This is a genomic window from Corynebacterium sp. ACRPE, assembly GCF_022347435.1.
Taxonomy (GTDB): domain Bacteria; phylum Actinomycetota; class Actinomycetes; order Mycobacteriales; family Mycobacteriaceae; genus Corynebacterium; species Corynebacterium tuberculostearicum_D.
In genome coordinates, this window is record NZ_JAKRNA010000010.1 from 1 (window position 1) to 17123 (window position 17123).

The 17123-nt window shown below is 59.1% G+C and carries 16 protein-coding genes; 10 read left to right on the forward strand and 6 right to left on the reverse strand.

What is annotated here, in order from left to right; all coding sequences use genetic code 11:
* Positions 1-64: 64 nt before the first annotated feature.
* Positions 65-253, reverse strand: a complete 189-nt coding sequence (locus tag MHY13_RS06345; protein ID WP_239282415.1) for a hypothetical protein — start codon at positions 251-253, stop codon at positions 65-67.
* Between the two features lie 67 nt (positions 254-320).
* On the opposite strand from MHY13_RS06345, the gene MHY13_RS06350 reads away from it, so the two are divergent.
* Positions 321-521 carry a hypothetical protein gene (locus MHY13_RS06350; RefSeq protein ID WP_204611470.1) on the forward strand — a complete coding sequence of 67 codons (201 nt, stop codon included), beginning with the start codon at positions 321-323 and terminating at the stop codon, positions 519-521.
* A gap of 202 nt (positions 522-723) precedes the next feature.
* On the opposite strand, the gene MHY13_RS06355 is transcribed toward MHY13_RS06350, so the two are convergent.
* Complete coding sequence (locus MHY13_RS06355) at positions 724-1263, reverse strand: hypothetical protein (protein WP_239282417.1); 540 nt, start codon at positions 1261-1263, stop codon at positions 724-726.
* Between the two features lie 300 nt (positions 1264-1563).
* Here MHY13_RS06355 and MHY13_RS06360 point away from each other — a divergent pair, with 300 nt between their 5' ends.
* Together MHY13_RS06360 and MHY13_RS06365 are read left to right on the forward strand one after the other, a co-directional pair.
* A complete protein-coding gene (locus tag MHY13_RS06360; protein ID WP_204609718.1) occupies positions 1564-1941 on the forward strand; it encodes a hypothetical protein in 378 nt (125 codons plus the stop codon).
* Between the two features lie 19 nt (positions 1942-1960).
* Positions 1961-2500 (forward strand): gamma carbonic anhydrase family protein, encoded by a 540-nt coding sequence (locus MHY13_RS06365; protein WP_204609720.1) that lies wholly within the window; start codon positions 1961-1963, stop codon positions 2498-2500.
* Here MHY13_RS06365 and MHY13_RS06370 read toward each other — a convergent pair.
* Positions 2497-3150, reverse strand: a complete 654-nt coding sequence (locus MHY13_RS06370; protein WP_204609722.1) for a hypothetical protein — start codon at positions 3148-3150, stop codon at positions 2497-2499. The genes MHY13_RS06365 and MHY13_RS06370 overlap by 4 nt on opposite strands.
* A 231-nt stretch (positions 3151-3381) precedes the next feature.
* Here MHY13_RS06370 and MHY13_RS06375 point away from each other — a divergent pair, with 231 nt between their 5' ends.
* The 5 genes from MHY13_RS06375 to MHY13_RS06395 all read left to right on the forward strand — a co-directional run bounded on the left by MHY13_RS06375 (position 3382) and on the right by MHY13_RS06395 (position 10019).
* Positions 3382-5760 carry an MMPL family transporter gene (locus tag MHY13_RS06375; protein WP_204609724.1) on the forward strand — a complete coding sequence of 793 codons (2379 nt, stop codon included), beginning with the start codon at positions 3382-3384 and terminating at the stop codon, positions 5758-5760.
* Positions 5753-6352, forward strand: coding sequence for a TetR/AcrR family transcriptional regulator (locus tag MHY13_RS06380; RefSeq protein WP_204609726.1), 600 nt, complete (start codon positions 5753-5755; stop codon positions 6350-6352). The genes MHY13_RS06375 and MHY13_RS06380 overlap by 8 nt, the downstream gene beginning before the upstream one ends.
* Before the next feature lie 123 nt (positions 6353-6475).
* Positions 6476-7678: an NAD-dependent epimerase/dehydratase family protein gene (locus MHY13_RS06385; RefSeq protein WP_204609728.1), complete on the forward strand. Its 1203-nt coding sequence runs from the start codon at positions 6476-6478 to the stop codon at positions 7676-7678.
* Between the two features lie 17 nt (positions 7679-7695).
* The gene (locus MHY13_RS06390; protein ID WP_239282419.1) at positions 7696-8844 is read left to right on the forward strand and encodes a glycosyltransferase family 1 protein; all 1149 of its coding nucleotides are present in this window, start codon (positions 7696-7698) and stop codon (positions 8842-8844) included.
* Positions 8841-10019, forward strand: coding sequence for a DUF6882 domain-containing protein (locus tag MHY13_RS06395; protein WP_239282421.1), 1179 nt, complete (start codon positions 8841-8843; stop codon positions 10017-10019). The genes MHY13_RS06390 and MHY13_RS06395 overlap by 4 nt, the downstream gene beginning before the upstream one ends.
* Here the strand turns inward: MHY13_RS06395 and MHY13_RS06400 are convergent.
* Positions 9996-11039, reverse strand: a complete 1044-nt coding sequence (locus MHY13_RS06400; RefSeq protein ID WP_239282423.1) for an enoyl-CoA hydratase/isomerase family protein — start codon at positions 11037-11039, stop codon at positions 9996-9998. The two genes, MHY13_RS06395 and MHY13_RS06400, sit on opposite strands and share 24 nt — an antisense overlap.
* Before the next feature lie 69 nt (positions 11040-11108).
* Here MHY13_RS06400 and MHY13_RS06405 point away from each other — a divergent pair, with 69 nt between their 5' ends.
* Positions 11109-11906, forward strand: coding sequence for an HAD family hydrolase (locus tag MHY13_RS06405; protein ID WP_239282425.1), 798 nt, complete (start codon positions 11109-11111; stop codon positions 11904-11906).
* 120 nt (positions 11907-12026) lie between these two features.
* A complete protein-coding gene (locus MHY13_RS06410) occupies positions 12027-15770 on the forward strand; it encodes an acyltransferase family protein (protein WP_239282427.1) in 3744 nt (1247 codons plus the stop codon).
* A gap of 191 nt (positions 15771-15961) precedes the next feature.
* On the opposite strand, the gene MHY13_RS06415 is transcribed toward MHY13_RS06410, so the two are convergent.
* Together MHY13_RS06415 and MHY13_RS06420 are read right to left on the reverse strand one after the other, a co-directional pair.
* Complete coding sequence (locus tag MHY13_RS06415; protein ID WP_005323747.1) at positions 15962-16285, reverse strand: putative quinol monooxygenase; 324 nt, start codon at positions 16283-16285, stop codon at positions 15962-15964.
* An 88-nt stretch (positions 16286-16373) separates the two neighbouring features.
* Positions 16374-16964, reverse strand: coding sequence for a hypothetical protein (locus MHY13_RS06420; RefSeq protein ID WP_239235532.1), 591 nt, complete (start codon positions 16962-16964; stop codon positions 16374-16376).
* Between the last annotated feature and the right edge of the window lie 159 nt (positions 16965-17123).

The window sequence follows — 17123 nt, forward strand, 5'->3', positions numbered from 1 at the left end:
CGACAACGCTATCCCAACCGAGTACGAACACTCGATAGGAATCAGAAAAGGCCCCATGAAGTAACTAACCGTGTACCCGCCCGCGACACGCCGAGCGGACACACATTCTGCTACTTAACCCGGCAATCGCGCCAACGGGGTCGGTACGGAATTGGTCCCGCTCAGTCTGGGTCAACTCGGCGTTGGCGGCGGGTACGGACAGAGAGGCGACGAGGAACGCAGCGCATGCTGCGAGGAAAGAAGACTTTTTCATAGCAATATTGTATCCCCGTGCATTGGGGTTGTCCTGGTATTCCTTCGCTATTGTCCAGAGGACCCGCTTGTTGCGCGAAGGATGGAAGCGCGCAGCTGGCGTATCTCAGTGGCCCCACGCGGCAGCACCCACCCAGCAGGCTAGCACCGGCAGCCACGAGATCCGTTACGGCCTCAGCCAGGCTCGCCGCGCCAACGGAGGCTGGCCGCCAATCATGGGCGCCGTTGTCCCAGCCGAGGCTTGTGTCCAGATCTGGCCGTGGGCGTAGTCTTCACCGGGGTTTTCCCGCCGCCAGGTTTCAATCACCTCAGGCACGGTGGAGGTTTCACCGACAAAATGTAGTGCAGACCTGCATCGATGAGTGCTTGCTTGTTCGCCGCTGAAACCATGCCCGCATCAGCAACGACGGTAACCTCGTCGAGCTGGTAGGCATCTTAGAACCGTGTGATCATCGGTAGCATCGTGTGGGTTTATACCGAGTTGCCAGCAAACGCGCCCACATGCAGTGGAAACCCGGTGGCATCAGTAAGCAGCCCGACAAGGTTTTGTGGCTCCACACGGCGTTCTTTGGAAACTAGGGAGTTGCGAAGCTCATCAGGAGTATCGGCTTCAAAGTACAAGATGGTCACGTCGTACAAGTTAAATGCGCCTGGCCCAATACCTGCATGATGGGCCAACGCTTGGGTTTGTATCTCCCCGAACGATTCGGTGGCGAAGGAGGAAAGACGCCTCTGGATGGTGCGGTAGCTTGCGCTGGTGATGCCAACCTCAGCAAGAGTCTCGATGAAATCCAGCTTTAAGCTGGGATGGATGATCCGGGCACGCACCAGAACACGAAGCACCGGATCATCGCCGCTTGCTGCAGCAAGGCCTAACTCGTTGAAACACGCATCAATACAGTCCAGCAAGTATCCAGCCCGCTGACCGGCTACCGGCAGCGGGTTGGAAACGCTGCCTGTTGCCGGTGGGGTGTGTAACCTCGCCGAAGTCCATTGCGAGTTGGTCACCATCGACGATGCGTTGAGCCTCAGCCCGCAAAAGCGCAAGCTCAGACTCTGAATGCGCTGAGCCGATATGCTTCATTCTTTTCGCACTTTTGCGTTCAGAGAACACCACGTGCACCGCTATCGCTCCTGAGTCGGTCTTGACGGTGCGAATATAAGGACTCACCAAAATCAGACTACTGAACACCCCGGAACTACCCACTTAGTGCGGAAAAATCCCACCCGCAAACAAAACCACCAGGTAACAGTGTCAAGAGTGACGTTACTCACCTGCCCATGACCTAAGTCAGGTTAGACTAAGGGCTTATGGGATTAAAAGACGCCCTCGCCCGACTTACCGGCGCGCAGCCCCCGCGCTTAGCTCACCCCGATTTCACCGCCCCCACCGCACGGGTAGAAAAACTGGAAATCCACACCGCTGGCCCGCTTATCATTGTGGTCACTAATCAGCCCGGCGCGGAAGTGCTCTGCGAGTTAGCCCGCGCCCGTGAATCCGCTACCTTGGTCTCTCCCGCTGCCACGGTTCATTTTGCCGCCACAAACAAGGAAGCCCTTCCCATCAAAGATCCCCGGCGCGGCTGGGTCATTCCGCTTACGCCCGCGCTTGCCGACGCCCTCGTAGACCACCTCCCCTACCCCGGCGACTATGAACTTTCCCCCGCCGTCGCCGTGGTGGTGGAATAGTTTCCTAGAAAGGACTGACATGCTGCTTTTGCCTTGTGCTGGGAAGAAGCCGCGCATCCACCGCAGTGCGTGGATTGCGCCCAATGCCACCATCATTGGTGATGTAGAAATCGGCCCGGATTCCTCCGTCTTTTATGGCGCCGTACTGCGCGGCGACGTGGGCGCAATTCACATTGGCTCTAGGTGCAATATTCAGGACAATTGCGTCTTCCACGTAGAAGAGGACACGCCGTGCGTACTAGAAGATGATGTCACGGTGGGACACATGGCGATGGTTCATGCCGCGCATGTGGAGGCCGGTTCCCTGGTGGGTATGTCCTCTTCGCTGCTCTCGCGCTGCACTATTGGCACCGGCTCGCTCATCGCGGCAGGCGCCGTGGTACTGGAAGGAACCACCATTGCGCCGCGGAGCCTTGCCGCCGGCGTGCCGGCCAAGGTGCGCCGCGAGCTCAGCCAGGAAGAGTCACAGGCCTTCATTGCGCATGCTGCCCGCTACGTGGACTGCGCGCGCAGCCAATCCGATGTGGCTTTGAGTCTGGAGGAGGTCACCTTTGATTAAAGGGAAAGCACGCCCATGAGGATGAGGAAGACCGCCACGAGGTAGCCGCCGAAGAGCGCCACCTGGGTGCTATTGGCGCGCGCCGCGGCAAAAAGACGGCCGGCGGCCGATTCCGGATGGGCGCGCACCACCGCAATAAAAAGGCCACAGATAGTGGGCAGGGACAAAGCCAGGCTGGCGTACCACACCAAGCCGCCGTACTGAGCGGCCGGAGCGATGTCTTCGGTAGCCAGGTGCATGAGCCCGTAATAAAACGGCACCGAGGTCAGCGATTGCACCACGCCCATAATGAAACCGATAATCGCGGTAAGCAGCGATGGAGTACGCAACGGCTCGAGCAGCCGATTTACCAAGGCATTGGGCTGGCCTTGAGAGCGCCACGAGCCAAACCCCACCGCGATGCCGACTGCGACAAGTACCCAGCCGGCAACGGGCGAGCTCAAAATGGCCTCGATCTGGTCTTTTACTCCCAGCAGCACAAACATCACCACGGCCGCCGCGGCGAGGACTCCCATCCAGTCTCCTATCACCACTAAGGAGGCAATGCGCCGGTACTTGCCGCGGGGCAAGATGATGCCAATGGCCACGAGGATTCCGATGAGTAAGGCATTGACGGAATCCAGGAGGGCAAAACTAACGGCGTGGAGCATGCCGGTCAGTCTACCGCCCCATGCCGCCATCGCCGATACGCCTGAGGGCACAAGACCTATATCTCACGAGCAGCTTCCTATGGTCCACCACACAGTTCTTTGCGCACATTCCGCAATTTTGCGTACACTATGCAATGTTTCGCGTGGGGTGCACATTCCTCTTCCCCACGGATTCCTTATACATCTTCGCGCGCGCAGAATTGCGCGCATACTGCACAAGAAAGCATATTTATGTCTAAATTCCTCTACCGGCTAGGTAGCTGGTCCTACCGCAAGGTGTGGCCCTTCCTAGCCTTTTGGCTCATCGTCTTGGTGGCCATGGCGGGACTTACCGCCGGCTTTGCCAAGGCCCCCAACCCTAATTTCTCCATGCCGGAGATGGACTCCACCACCACCCAAGACAAGATGATGGAGCGCTTCGGCCAAGATACCGATGCCATGAGTGCACCCGAAGGCAGCGTGGTCATCCAAGCTCCAGAGGGGAAGAACCTCACCGATAAGCAGGTAGCCGGCGAGGTAGATGATCTCCTTGGCGAGCTCAAGGACACTGGCGCGCTCAAGGGCCAGGACAAGCTGGTCAGCCCGGTGATGGCTGCAGCCGGCATGGAAAAGCAAATGGGCGAAAAGATGAAGGCCCAGCACATGCCAGACGAGCAGATTCAAAAGAACCTGCAGCAGCTCTCCCCCCTGAGCGAGGATAAGTCCACCGGCACCGTCACCATCACCTTTGATGCGGAAACCGTCATGGACATCCCAGAAGAGGACATGACCAAGGTCACGGACGTACTCAATAAGTACGACGAGGGCGACCTCACCGTGAAGTACCAGGGCAATGCCTTTAGCTCCGCTGGCCAAGAGATGGGTGGCAGCGCCGAGATTATCGGCCTCATCGTCGCCGCGATCGTGCTGCTGATTACCTTCGGTTCCTTCGTGGCCGCTGGCATGCCGCTAATCTCCGCCATCATCGGTGTGGGCATTGGCATCCTCGGCGTGCAGGTATCCACGGTCTTTACGGATACCATCTCCGATATGACCCCGACGTTGGCCTCCATGATTGGCCTGGCCGTCGGCATCGATTACGCGCTGTTTATTGTCAACCGCTTCCGCAACGAGCTCATCACCTCCTCTGGCCTCAACGATCTTTCGCCAAAGGAACTGGCCCAAGAGCTCAAGAAGATGGATAAGGCCACCCGTGCCCACGCCATGGGCATGGCGCTGGGCACCGCGGGCGGTTCCGTTGTCTTCGCCGGCACCACCGTGGTCATCGCCTTGGCCGCGCTGACCATTATCGGCATCCCGTTCCTGGGCACCATGGCCATCGCCGCCGCAGCTACGGTCATCATCGCCGTATTGGTTGCCAATACCTTCATCCCCGCCCTGCTGGGACTCTTGGGCACCAAGATCTTCGCCGGCCGCGTACCTGGCCCCAAGGTTCCAGACCCAGAGGACGAAAAGCCCACCATGGGCCTGCGCTGGGTACGCCGCGTGCGTGCCCACCCGTGGCTGCACCTTGTCGCGGCCGTCGTTTTGCTGGGCACCCTGGCCGTACCATTTGCCCAGCTGCGCCTGGCCATGCCTACCGATGGCACCGCAAAGCCCGGCACCCCGCAGCGCGAGGCCTATGAGATCACGGCAGACGCCTTTGGCCCTGGCCGCAATGCCCCGATGATCGCGTTCGTTGATGTGGCCGATGTCCCTGAGCAGGACCGCATGCCGGCCTTCCAGGACCTCCTGCAGGAGATCAATGGCAACGACGGCGTAGAAAACGCCCAGATCGTGCAGACCACGGACAACGGTGATGCTGCGCAGATCATGATCACGCCTACCACCGGTGCAACCGATGAGGAAACCACCGAAACCCTTAACCACCTGCGCGATTACCAGGGTGAGTTTGAAAAGACCGGCGGTTCCTACGGCATTACCGGTATCACCCCGATCTTCGATGACATTTCTGAGCGCCTCAATAACGTGCTCATCCCATACGTAGCCATCGTGCTGGGCCTGGCCTTCATCGTCTTGATGCTGGTCTTCCGCTCCATCTGGGTACCGCTCATCGCCGCAGCCGGCTTCGCTTTGTCGATGGCCGCGACCTTCGGCATCACCGTGGCCATTTGGCAAGAAGGCATGTTCGGCATCGTCGACGACCCACAGCCGCTGCTTTCCTTCCTGCCCATCATGCTCATCGGCCTTACCTTCGGCCTGGCCATGGACTACCAAGTCTTCTTGGTTACCCGCATGCGTGAGGGATTTGTCAATGGCAAGACGGCTGGCAACGCTACCTCGAATGGCTTCAAGCACGGCGCCCGCGTGGTCACGGCCGCAGCCCTCATTATGGTTTCCGTCTTTGCCGCCTTCATCTTGATGGACGAGCCGTTCATTAAGACCATGGGCTTTGCCCTGGCTGCGGGCGTGCTTATTGACGCCTTCGTGGTCCGCATGATGATCATCCCCGCTACCATGTTTGTGCTGGATAAGAAGGCATGGTGGTTCCCGCGCTGGTTGGATAAGATCACGCCAAACATGGATATCGAAGGCGAGGCCTTGCACTCCGACCGCGAGGAACTCCTGCGCACCCAACGAGAGAAGGTAGGCGAAGCACACCGTGACTAGTCTGCGCGAAGAAAAGAAGCGAGCTACGCGTCAGGCCATGGCCGATGCGGCAGCGCGCCTCGTCCTCGACGGCGGCGCCGAAGCCGCCACGATCTCCGGCATCACCGCGGCCGTCGGGGTCTCCTCGCGCACCTTTCACAACTACTTCTCCTCGGTGGCCGATGCCCTGCTGTACTTCACGGCAGACGTGTTGGAATCCTTCGCCGCGGATATCCCCTCCGTGTGCCCTGGTAAAAGCGTTACCGCCGTCTTAGAGGCAGCGCTGCTCGAGTCCTTGGAAGACGAAGAAAAGGAGCTGCGGTCCCTCCATACGCTCTACCGCATTGGTGAGGCCCTGGATAACCTCAGCCACACCTCCGAAGAGAGGAAGCGCTTCGAGCGCGTATCTGACACCATCATTTCCGCCTTCCAGCAGCGCGGAACTGATTACACGGACTATGAGCTAGGCGTCGTCCTCAATGCGTGCGCCGGCGGCAGCGTTGCATTCCGGCAGGAGCTGGACCGGCGCCAAGCGGCGGGAGAAAGTATCAGCCTGGCTGATAAGAAGAAGCTGGTAAAGGACACTTTTTCCGTCCTGCGCACCCTCGACTAGTCGCTAGCGCGCTACACCATAGGTTCATTCACTGTTAACCCTGCATGGCCCAAATATACGGGCTATGCAGGGTAAAATTTTCCCTTAGCCTCAGCACGACAACTAGCTCTGGAGAATGACACAGTGAAGATAGCGATTCTTGGTGGCGATGGCTTTTGTGGATGGCCCGCTTCCCTATTCCTTTCGGATCAAGGCCACGAGGTCGCTATCGTTGATAACCTCTCCCGGCGCGCCATCGATGCGGAACTAGGCGCCGAATCCCTCACGCCCATCGCTTCCATTGAGGAACGCTTGGCGGCGTGGAAAGAGGTCAGTGGGAAAGATATTTCCTTCGCCAACATCGATATCGCCAAGGATTACGCCGGGTTCGTGGAGTTCCTCCGTTCCTTCGCTCCGGATGCCGTCGTGCATTTCGCGGAGCAGCGCGCCGCGCCTTACTCCATGAAAAATCCCACCACCAAGCGCTACACGGTGGATAACAACATCAATGCCACCCATAACCTTTTAGCCGCAGTTGTAGAAACCGGCCTCGATATTCACGTCGTTCACCTCGGAACCATGGGAGTCTACGGTTACGGCACCGCCGGTATGCAGATCCCTGAGGGCTACCTGGATATCAAGGTGGCCGTACCGGAACAGGGTGAGGTGGAAAAATCTATCCTCTACCCTTCCAATCCGGGTTCGATTTACCATATGACGAAGGTCCTGGATCAGCATCTTTTTGCCTACTACGCCAAGAATGATGAGCTGCGCATTACCGACCTGCACCAGGGCATTGTCTGGGGCACCCACACCGCCCAGACCCAGAAGGATGAACGCCTAATTAACCGCTTTGATTATGACGGCGACTACGGAACGGTATTGAACCGCTTCCTCGTGCAGGCCGGCATCGGCTATCCGCTGACGGTACATGGAACCGGTGGCCAAACCCGCGCCTTCATCCACATTCAAGACATGGTGCGCTGCATCGAGCTCGCTCTGGAAAATCCACCATCGCGCGGTGACCGCGTAAAAATCCTTAACCAAATGACGCAAACCCACCGCGTGCGAGACTTAGCAGAACTCATCGCTGACATCTCTGGCGCCGAGGTGGCTTATGTTCCTAATCCGCGCAAAGAGTCGGCTGAGAACGAGTTGCACGTATCCAATGACACCTTCCTGGGGCTCGGCCTTAACCCCACCACGCTTTCTGAAGGCCTACTCCACGAGGTCGAAGAGGTTGCTAAGAAATACGCGGACCGCGTTGACCGCAGCAAGATTCCGGCCCAGTCTTTGTGGACCGCACAGCAGGCAGCGGGCGTTCCACACACCGCGCAGCAGAAATAAGCAGCGACTTTCCTACCATGCGCATTGCTATTGTCACCGAAGTTTTCTTGCCCAAGATTGATGGGGTGGTCACCCGCCTGACAAATACGCTGGACCAGCTCGCGGAGCTCGGCCATGAGGTGCACATTTTTGCCACCGGCACTCCACCAGAAACCTATGCGGGCTTTCCGGTTACCCGCATCCCCAGCCGCTCACTGTGGGTCTATCCGGAAATTCACTTTGGATTACCTAGCCTCCGGTTCTTCCGCGCCATCCGCGACTTTGATCCGGATGTCATTCATGCCGTCAATCCCATTTGGACCGCGGCTCTTGGCGTCTTTGCCGCCGAGCGCGATGCTGTACCGCTAGTTGCTAGCTTCCACACCAATGTGCCGGAATATACCGAGGCCCTGGGCATTGGTTGGCTGCGGCCGATTACGCAGAAGGCCATTACATTCCTCCATAATCGGGCTGCGATCAATCTCTGCACCTCTGGCCCCATGGTGGAAAAGGCACACGACATGGGCATTCATACCGTACGACTGTGGCCTAAGGCCGTTGATACGCAGGCCTATCGTCCCGACAATTATGACCCCCAGATGCGATCGCGGTTGACTGGAGGGCACCCAGAGGCGCCGTTGATTACCTATATCGGCCGAATTTCGCACGAAAAGGACCTGGCGCGGCTCAACGAGGTCATGCGCCAGGTGCGCACGCGTGTGCCGGCCGCGCGCCTCGCCCTTATCGGCGCCGGTCCCGCACTAGAGGAGTTGCGCGCCCAGTTTGATTCCGCCACCACCGTGTTTACCGGCTATCTTTCTGGAGCCGAGCTGCAGGCAGCCTTCGCAGCAGGCGATGTATTCGCCTTCCCCTCCGCCACGGAAACGCTGGGTTTGGTTGCTCTAGAGTCCTTTGCTTCCGGGGTGCCGGTGGTCGGCACCAATGCCGGCGGCATCCCCTTTGTCATCGAGCATGAAAAGACCGGACTGCTGGTAGATGAGGACGCCGCGGATGAGCAGTGGGCTAGCGCCCTGTGCTCGCTATTGGAGAATCCACAGGCGCGCCAACGCATGGGGCGCGCCGCGCGCGAAGATGCGGAGCGCTACTCCTGGCGGGAATCAACCAAGGCTTTGGTAGCCGCCTATGAGTACGCCTGCCGGCACCCGTATCATCATGAGCAACCATGAATGCTAACCTCTCCATTGAACGTGCCGCGGCCGATGCCCGCTTTATCCGTGCCGGAATCAACGCTGCCTTTCGCGAACGCATCGGGAAGGCGACCGACGTGGAATTCAATTTCCTCGGCGCCTCGACAGGCGATAGCGAAGCAAGCTATGCCACCGACCAGCTCGTGGAGGTACGGGTAAGCTCCGCGCAGCACGTGGCGGATTTTCGTGGCGTGCGTCTCGCCGTCATCGCCGCAGGCACCTGGCACTGGACTACCGCTGCGACCGAGCATTGTGCTGACCTTCCGCAGTCAGGTATGGCTAACACGGATGTCGACCGAATGGTTGCTTATGCCTCCCTTATCGTGGGCAACATGCCGGTGCTGCGCGCCCAGCAGGGCGAGCATGTGGCCATCGTTGCGGTAGATTTCCATCCCTACCTGGACTTTCGCCAGACCTTGCTGCGGGGTCTCCAGCACAGCAGCGCGGAAGCGGACGAGAAGGGGCCGGCCCTCGCACTCGCCCGCTACCTAGACATGGAGTCCACCGAGGAAGAGCCCTACCTGCATTTTTCTGATGGCACCACGGTGCGTTTTGAGCAGGCAAGCCCCGAAGTACACAAGATTTCCGGCATCACCCCGGGCTTGGCGGCCGCGCGCGTCTTGGAGGATGCTTTTTACTTAAGCACCGAAAGCCAGATGTTTTTCCAAGGCAGCTTCCCAGATGCCACGGTAGAACTCGATGTTGATAAGGCCACCGCCACGGTGTCCTATCGTGGCGGGCAGATTACGGCTAACGCGGTGCTTATCGCGACCATTTCGGACGAGGAATTCACGTGGGCTTGGGCGGATCCGCAGCTCAAGGACACCGCGGCGGCGCGGTTGGCAAGAAACCTAGCGCGCTTTGGCATCGACGAGGCCGTGCCCGAACTGGTACGCCCGCACCTTCCGCTTCCGCTGGCGCGCGGGCACCAGCTGCCGCACCTTGCTTTGCCCATTTTGGGGATCTGGACGCTGGCGGGCACTACGCTTGCCGACGCCCGCGTGGGCCTCGTCCTACTCGACGCCCCACAGCTGCACCTCCCGGAGCCGACGCCAGCCGCGACCGAAGCTACTTTGGCGGTGCCCCCTCCCTCATGGATCAACGCCGATCGCGCCCGCGCCGCCTATGGATCATTTCGCGGGGTGGAGGTGTAGGGCGCTGCGGAGGGCGTCCACGTCGACGTCGGCAAGCGCGGCAGGCTCAAATGCCGCATCGTTGGTTTTATCCACCAAGACCGCTCGCACGCCCTCGGCAAAGTCCCCACGGCGGTACATATAAGCACCCAGGTTGGTCTCCATATCTAGCGCTTCGCGGATGCTGCTGCACTCCTGCTCGGCGCGGAATAGCTCCATGGCCGCCACGATGGAGGTAGGGCACGCCTGCGCGGTCAGCTTTTCTACCAGTTTTTTCAGTTCTGGGTACTGTTCCAAGGCCGCGGAAATGTCTTGCCAGGTGTCGTGGGAAAAGGCGTCCTCGATGGCGTCGATAAGCTCGGCCAAGGGGGCCTCGCCGCTAGGTGCGGTGGCGTGTTGGGCTAGCGCCGTGTCTAGTCCATGCTCGATCACCGCACTAGCGAAGGCTTCGCCGTCCGCCACATAGTGGGTGGCCAGCCCGCTCCATACAAGGTCTGCGGCATACATGCGGTAGCCGGTGATCCCCCAGAACTTCGCCAACTCGGCCGAGGCCTTCCCGCGCGTTCCCACCGCCCGCTGGGCGGCATAGGCCATGCCTACGTCGGTGACATAGCCAATATTCATCTCTGGCATGGAGGCAAAGGTTTTCTCCGTAACCACGCGGTGGGACCCGTGGGCGGAAATGCCCAGACCGCCGCCCATAGCAATCCCATCGATGAGCGCCACGATGGGCTTGGGATACTCCGCAATATCACCGTTTAACGTGTATTCGGTGGCGAAGAAGGCATCGACCTCATCCGCCTTGCCCTCCTTGACCCCTTCGCGGGCGTAGCGGACATCGCCGCCGGCGCAATATGCCTTGGGACTAGTCGAGGTAAACAGCACCTGTTCCACCTCATCAGTGTCGCGCCACTGCGCCAGCGACTCCGCAATGAGGTCTATCATTTCCGGGTTGAGGGAATTGAGAGCCTTGGGGCGGTTGAGCTCAATGACTCCGGTATGGTTACGGATTGAGGAAATGATAGGTGCAGTATTTGTCATAACCCCTAGTGTGACACAAAACGCATGCACCTATCCACCATCAGCTAATTCACAGTTAGGTTCGGAATTTTGCTCCCACAGCTCATCGCCCTGGATATGGACGGCACCCTACTGGACGGCAACGGCCAGCTTCCACCAGATTTCGCCGCGATCAGCACCCGTGCCCACCAGCTCGGCGTCACCCTAGTCCCCGCCTCGGGCCGCCAACTCGCCACCTTGCAAAAGATGTTTCCGCACGAAGACACCTTCATTGCAGAAAATGGTTCCGTGGTCGTGCACGATAATCGCGTCATCAGCGCCACTACCCTGCCCAACGCAGCCGTGCGCGCCGCCATGGCCGCACTCCAGTCTGTCGAAACCCCGCATACCGTAGTGCTGTGCACGCCGGATACCGCCTATGTACACAAAGGCGCCGACGAGCAGTCCCGCGCTGAGATTGCCAAGTACTACAGGTCAGTGGAATGGGTAGATGGCCTCGATGCGCTACTGGATGCGGACATCATCAAAATCGCCGCTTACTGCGCCGACGGCAGCGAAAAGCACCTACACCAGCCCCTCCTTGCGGCCGTACCGGAACACAATATCGCCATCTCTGGCGCCGTATGGCTCGATGTCATGGCCGCTGGCGTCAATAAGGGCGTAGCGCTACAGACCATGGCCGAGCTTCTCTCGGTTCCCATGTCCCGCACCGCCGCTTTTGGTGATTTCCTCAATGACTACGAGCTCCTCCGCGAGGCAGGCACCGCGATCGCAATGGACAATGCACACCCAAAGTTGAAGGAAATCGCCGATCGCATTGCCCCACCCAATACCGAATATGGTGTCATGACAGTTCTGCGTCAGCTTTTTGACAGCGAAGAGTCTTAGACTCGAATTTTCGCCTCCGCCCCGCGCGCCGCACCGTTACTCCCCCGCATGGGGAGAAGTGCTGGTGCGCAGGCTAAAATAGTCCGCTTAGAAAATATACGTAGTGCTTTGGGAGTTTTTGTGAAGCAAATTTTGCGCTCACTGCTGGGGAAGAAGAAACCTGGGCGTTCGAACGAACCACGCACACCGGTCTATCAGCCAGTACAGCCCAAAGCTGGCTCTACCAGTGCGCCCCAAACCCCTACTAAAAAGGATTCTGCGCCCCAGAAATCGGCCAACACCGAATCCACCACGGGTGCACAATCCACCGAGCCGAAGGGCAAGCCCCAGGACCGTCCCGCTAAGGACGGCGAGTCCAAGAACCAGGCTAAGCAGGCACCCGCGCGCAAGCCCACTCCGACGAAGCCTGCACAGGCTTCCAAATCCAAGCCTGCTGCTGCGAAGCCGAAGGATGCAAAGCCTGCCGCCAAGCCCGCAGCTAAAGGCACTACTCGGCCCAGCACCGAAAAATCCCAGGCAAGCAAGACCACTTCCGCAAAACAGCAGCAGGCTAAGTCCACCTCGCCATCTCCTGCAGCCAAGGCGCCAAAGGCCAAGCCTGCAGCCCAAGGTTTTGCCGCCAAGCCATCCGCCGCACAACAAAACAAGGCAGAATCCTCCCCCAAAGCAGCTGTTAAAAAGCAACAAAACTCCCCCGCTCAAGACAAGAAGCCACAGCGCAAAGCGCACGAACCGGTTCAGCGACCACGCCGCGGCGCAAGCTTTAGCACCACCCCGTCTAAGAACTCCCCAAAGACTCCTTCTGCCCGCAGTAATTCCCCGAAGCTGGCCGCGAAGCCTGTCACCCAACCCTCCCAAAAAGGCGCGGTAAAACCCGCACCTCAGGCTCAACCCTCTACCCAGAAGCCGAAGCAGGCACCCAAGCCATCCTCTTCTTCCAGCGCGAAGAAGGCTTCCCCACAACCGGCAAAGCCGCAGAAATCCCAGCCCGCTAATGCCAAGCCGGCCACCGCCCAGCAGCAAGCGCAAAAGCCACGCTCCCCCAAGCGCATGCCGGCAAACTCGGCAAAGCAGCAACCACAGCCGCAACCAACGCCAAAGAAGAATGCGCAGCCGTCGAAGCCCTCGCGACCGTCCAAGGGCCAAGGACCAGCGCGTACTCCCGGCACTGCAAAGCAAAAGGCTACCCCACAGGCCTCAGCCCCTAGCACTCCAGCGCCAAAGAAAGGCACCACTGCCCCCAAGCCGAAGGTAGCTGCGCCAAAGACTGCAGCCGATGCATCCCAGCAGAAAGCTGGGGCGGTGCAGAACAAGACTGCCGACAATGGAGACAAGGTAGTCCAGCCGAAATCGCAGCAAGGCGCACCCTCTAAGGGCAACCTGCCCAGGCAAGAGGCGAAGAAACAACAGCCGCAGCCGAAGGCAAAGGAGGCGACGCCTCAGAACGAGGCCAAAAAAGTAAGCAAGCGACGCCCGCAGGTTAAGCCTTCCGATATCAGTCGCGGATTGGCTCGCAAATCGCAGCAGGTGGGCACTCCTACCCCGGCTCAGCAAAAGCCGTCGCGAGCTGCCCAGAAGCCTAAGGCAAAGCAACAGCCTGCTCCGTCCCAGCCGAAGAAGGCCGAGCCTCAAGCCACTCCGAAGATGAAGCCTGCAAAGGCAGGCAAGTCCGCTGTAGCGGGCGCTGTAGCTGGTGCAGGTGCGGCCGCCGCCGCTGCTGAAAAGAAACGGAAAAAGGCACAACCGTCGAAGGCGCAACAGCCAGCTCCTAAAAAGCCACAAGCAAAGGCGGCACCGCGCCAGCCACAACAAGCTGCGCAGAAGCCAGCCTCACCGAAAGCCTCGAGCACGCAGGTAGATACTAAGTCTAAGTATCCGCTACAAAAGCAGGCCGAGGATCCTGAAGCGCTGGCTACGCCGCCGGAGAGCAAAGTAGTTAAGAAGAAGCGCCACGCCCGTCTGCGCCAAGTCAAGGGACTGGATGGACTGCGCGGCCTCGCAGTTATTGCCGTGGTGCTGTACCACTTCTTCCCTTCTCTGCTTCCCGGTGGTTACTTGGGCGTTGACCTCTTCTTCGTCCTCTCTGGATTCCTCATCACATCGTTGCTGGTGCGCGAATTCCGTACCTCCGGTACCATCAGCTTGAAGGACTTCTGGGTGCGCCGATTCCGACGCATCCTCCCGGCCGCAGTATCCGTCCTGGTCATGTGTACGGCTTTGGTGGCATGGATAGGCGGGGACCTCGCGGTCGGCTTGCGCCAGCAGTTCTTGGGAACTCTATTCTTTGTCAATAACTGGACCCAGATCGCCACCTCCCAGTCCTACTTTGCGGACAATGAGATTCAGGTCTTTGCTCACTATTGGTCGTTGGCCGTAGAGGAGCAGTTCTATGTCATCTGGCCGCTTCTTATCACCGGCGTTTTCCTGATTTCTCGCCGCAAGCCGCGCCGGCTTCCCATCCTCGTAGCCGCAGTCTTAGCTATAGGTTCCGCCGTGGCCATGGCGCTCCTTTACGTGCCGGGCGAAGACCCAACGCGCGTTTATTACGGCACTGATACCCATGCTTTCGGCCTGCTCACTGGCGCCGTGCTGTCTTTGCTGATGACCTCTACCAAGTCCGACCCACAGGCGGATTCGTGGGCAGCGACAGGCAAAGCCGAATCGCGCATCGCCGGAATCATCGGCACTGTGGCGCTCATCGGCTACGGTGCCCAGCTATTCCTCATGCCGGATGATGCAGAGATCACCTACCGGGGTGGACTCTTCCTCACTAGCGTGCTTGGTGTCCTAATGGTGTGGGGCGTGGTTCGCGAATACGGCCCGATGACCCCGCTCTTTCGGACCAAGGTCATGCGCTGGTTTGGCCAGCGTTCCTTCTCGCTATATCTCTGGCACTGGCCGGTCATCATGATGCTCAAGGCGCTTTTCGAGGGCAACCAAAACTCCGATAAATCGTGGATCCTAGGCCTTGTAGCCGTGCCGATTTCGCTGCTTCTGTCCGAGATTTCCTATCAGTTCATTGAGAATCCTTTCCGCCGCGGCGGCTATAAGAAGACGTGGAAGACCTACTGGTCCTCCCGCCCAGGATTTAGCGAACTGCGCGATGGCTTTGGCAAAACCATGTGGCCGGTAGTCCCATTCCTGGTCATTGCCTCTGTAGCCGGCGTAGTCTACGGCGTTATTAATTCCAGCGATAAGACCGAGTTGGAGCAGCAGCTGGAGCAGCTTCAGCAGCAGAACCAGAGCAGCAACAATGCCCCGGCGCAACCGAACAACACTGCCCCACAGCCGCCTGCTGAGGACAACGATGATAAGGCTGCCGCGAAGGATAAGAAGACCCGCCCGATGCCGCAGGGCAAAGACATCACTGCTGTCGGCGACTCAGTGATGCTGGCTTCTAGTGGCGCCCTCAAGCAACGTTTCCCGCAGATTTACGTCGATGCAGACGTATCCCGCCACTACACTGCGGGTATCCAGATTCTGCAGCAGCTCAAGGACTCCGGCCAGCTGCGCGATACCGTCTTCCTCGGGTTTGGTACTAACGGCCCTGCCTTCCCGGACCAGATCAAGGAAGCGCTAGATATCATCGGCGAAGACCACACTATTGTCATGGCTGTTCCCTATGGTGACCGCGAATGGATGGCCCAATCCCAACAGGATGTCCTCGACGCAGCCAAGGAATACGACAACGTATATGTCGCGGACTGGTGCGGACATGCACAGAGCAACCCGGAGATCCTCTACTCCGATGGCGTCCATCCAATGCCAGAACGCACCGGCGAGTACTCGGATGCCTTCTACGACGCTCTAAAGCAGTACTCGAATGGCGACAAGACTGTGTCCTCTCAGTGCGTGCCGCAGTAAAGCAATGGAAGGCGCGAGGAGGGGCGTCGGAAAGCGCCTAGCTCCCTCCCCTCCCCGCCCTTCGCGCTCACTGCGGATGCTGCTGCTAGCGGAGCAAACTTTCCGGTGAGCGCGAAGGGTGCTGGTGCGCTTAGGCATAGAAAAAGCTCGCCTTCTACATTGCGGTAGAGGGCGAGCTTTATTCGTTGGGATTAGTCGACGGAAAATTCGCCCATCTTGTCCCAGCCGGTGCGGCCTTCGATGTGAACGTTAATGATGTCCGGGGTTTCCACGAGGTACTTCGGGAATTCCTCGCAGGAGCGCTGGAAGTGCTCGCTCTGGACGTGCTCTACGTCCTTGCCGTCTGCGTAAGACTCCAGCAGCAGGAAGCGCTGGCGGTCTTCTGGATCGCGGAACCACTTGAAGTCGATGCAGCCCGGCTCTGCATTGCAGGCCTCGGTGTACCAATTGATTTCATCGAGGAAGGTCTCTGCGTATTCGGGCTTAACGTGGAACTGTACGTTGATCAAAATCATGCCCCGATTCTACCGGCACCGTACGGCTTCATCATCGTTGCAGATGAAGGCCACGAATGCGGCGAAATCGGGGCTAGTAGAAAAAGGCTTAGTTGAGGAAGAACTCCGCAACGTAGATGTAGGTTCCGTCATAAGCAGTTGCTACGCCGAAGCCGTGCGGGGAACCAGCATTGACTGGAACATCGCGGTTGAACCAGTTCAGGCGGTCTTGCGCTTGCTGCTCGGTAAGGCGGTGAACAGAACCTTGTCCTTCGTCCTTGTGATTCAGGCCGTGGGCTACCCCGCCCTTGTAGTCGAGCTTGCCGGCGGCACCCTGGTTGGCCCATTCTTGGGCGATGGCGGTGGCGTGGGCGTCCTTGCGGTGACCAGCTTTCTCGAGGTGGGCGGTGGTGGCGGCCCCCAACTCGCCAGCGACCTTGGGCGCGTGGCCCGCCGGCTTGGCCAGGAATTCTGGCAGCGAGATATTGTACTTCTCGGCCAGCTCATAGGCCTGCGGTGGCAAGGTGACGCGGAAATCCTTCACAGCAGCGAGAGGATCAGAAGAAAGCTGCTGAGCCTGCGAAGAAGCTTGCTGAATCTGCGGCGGCAAGGCCGGCTGAGCAGAGGCCACGGTGGAAGTACCAGTAAGGACAAGAGCGGTGGACAGGGCGGCTACGGTTGCACGGTGAGAAAGCTTCATGCCCTCCACCGTGCCATAAGTGGCCGGCAGTCCGGAAGGAGTTTCCGGACTGCGCAGGCAATTCGATACAACTTTGTTATGGTCCCTGTGTTCTTGAGGAAATACGGATGGTGGGACAATATCCTCACCGCGCATTTTTGGAGTACTGCGAAAGGTTGT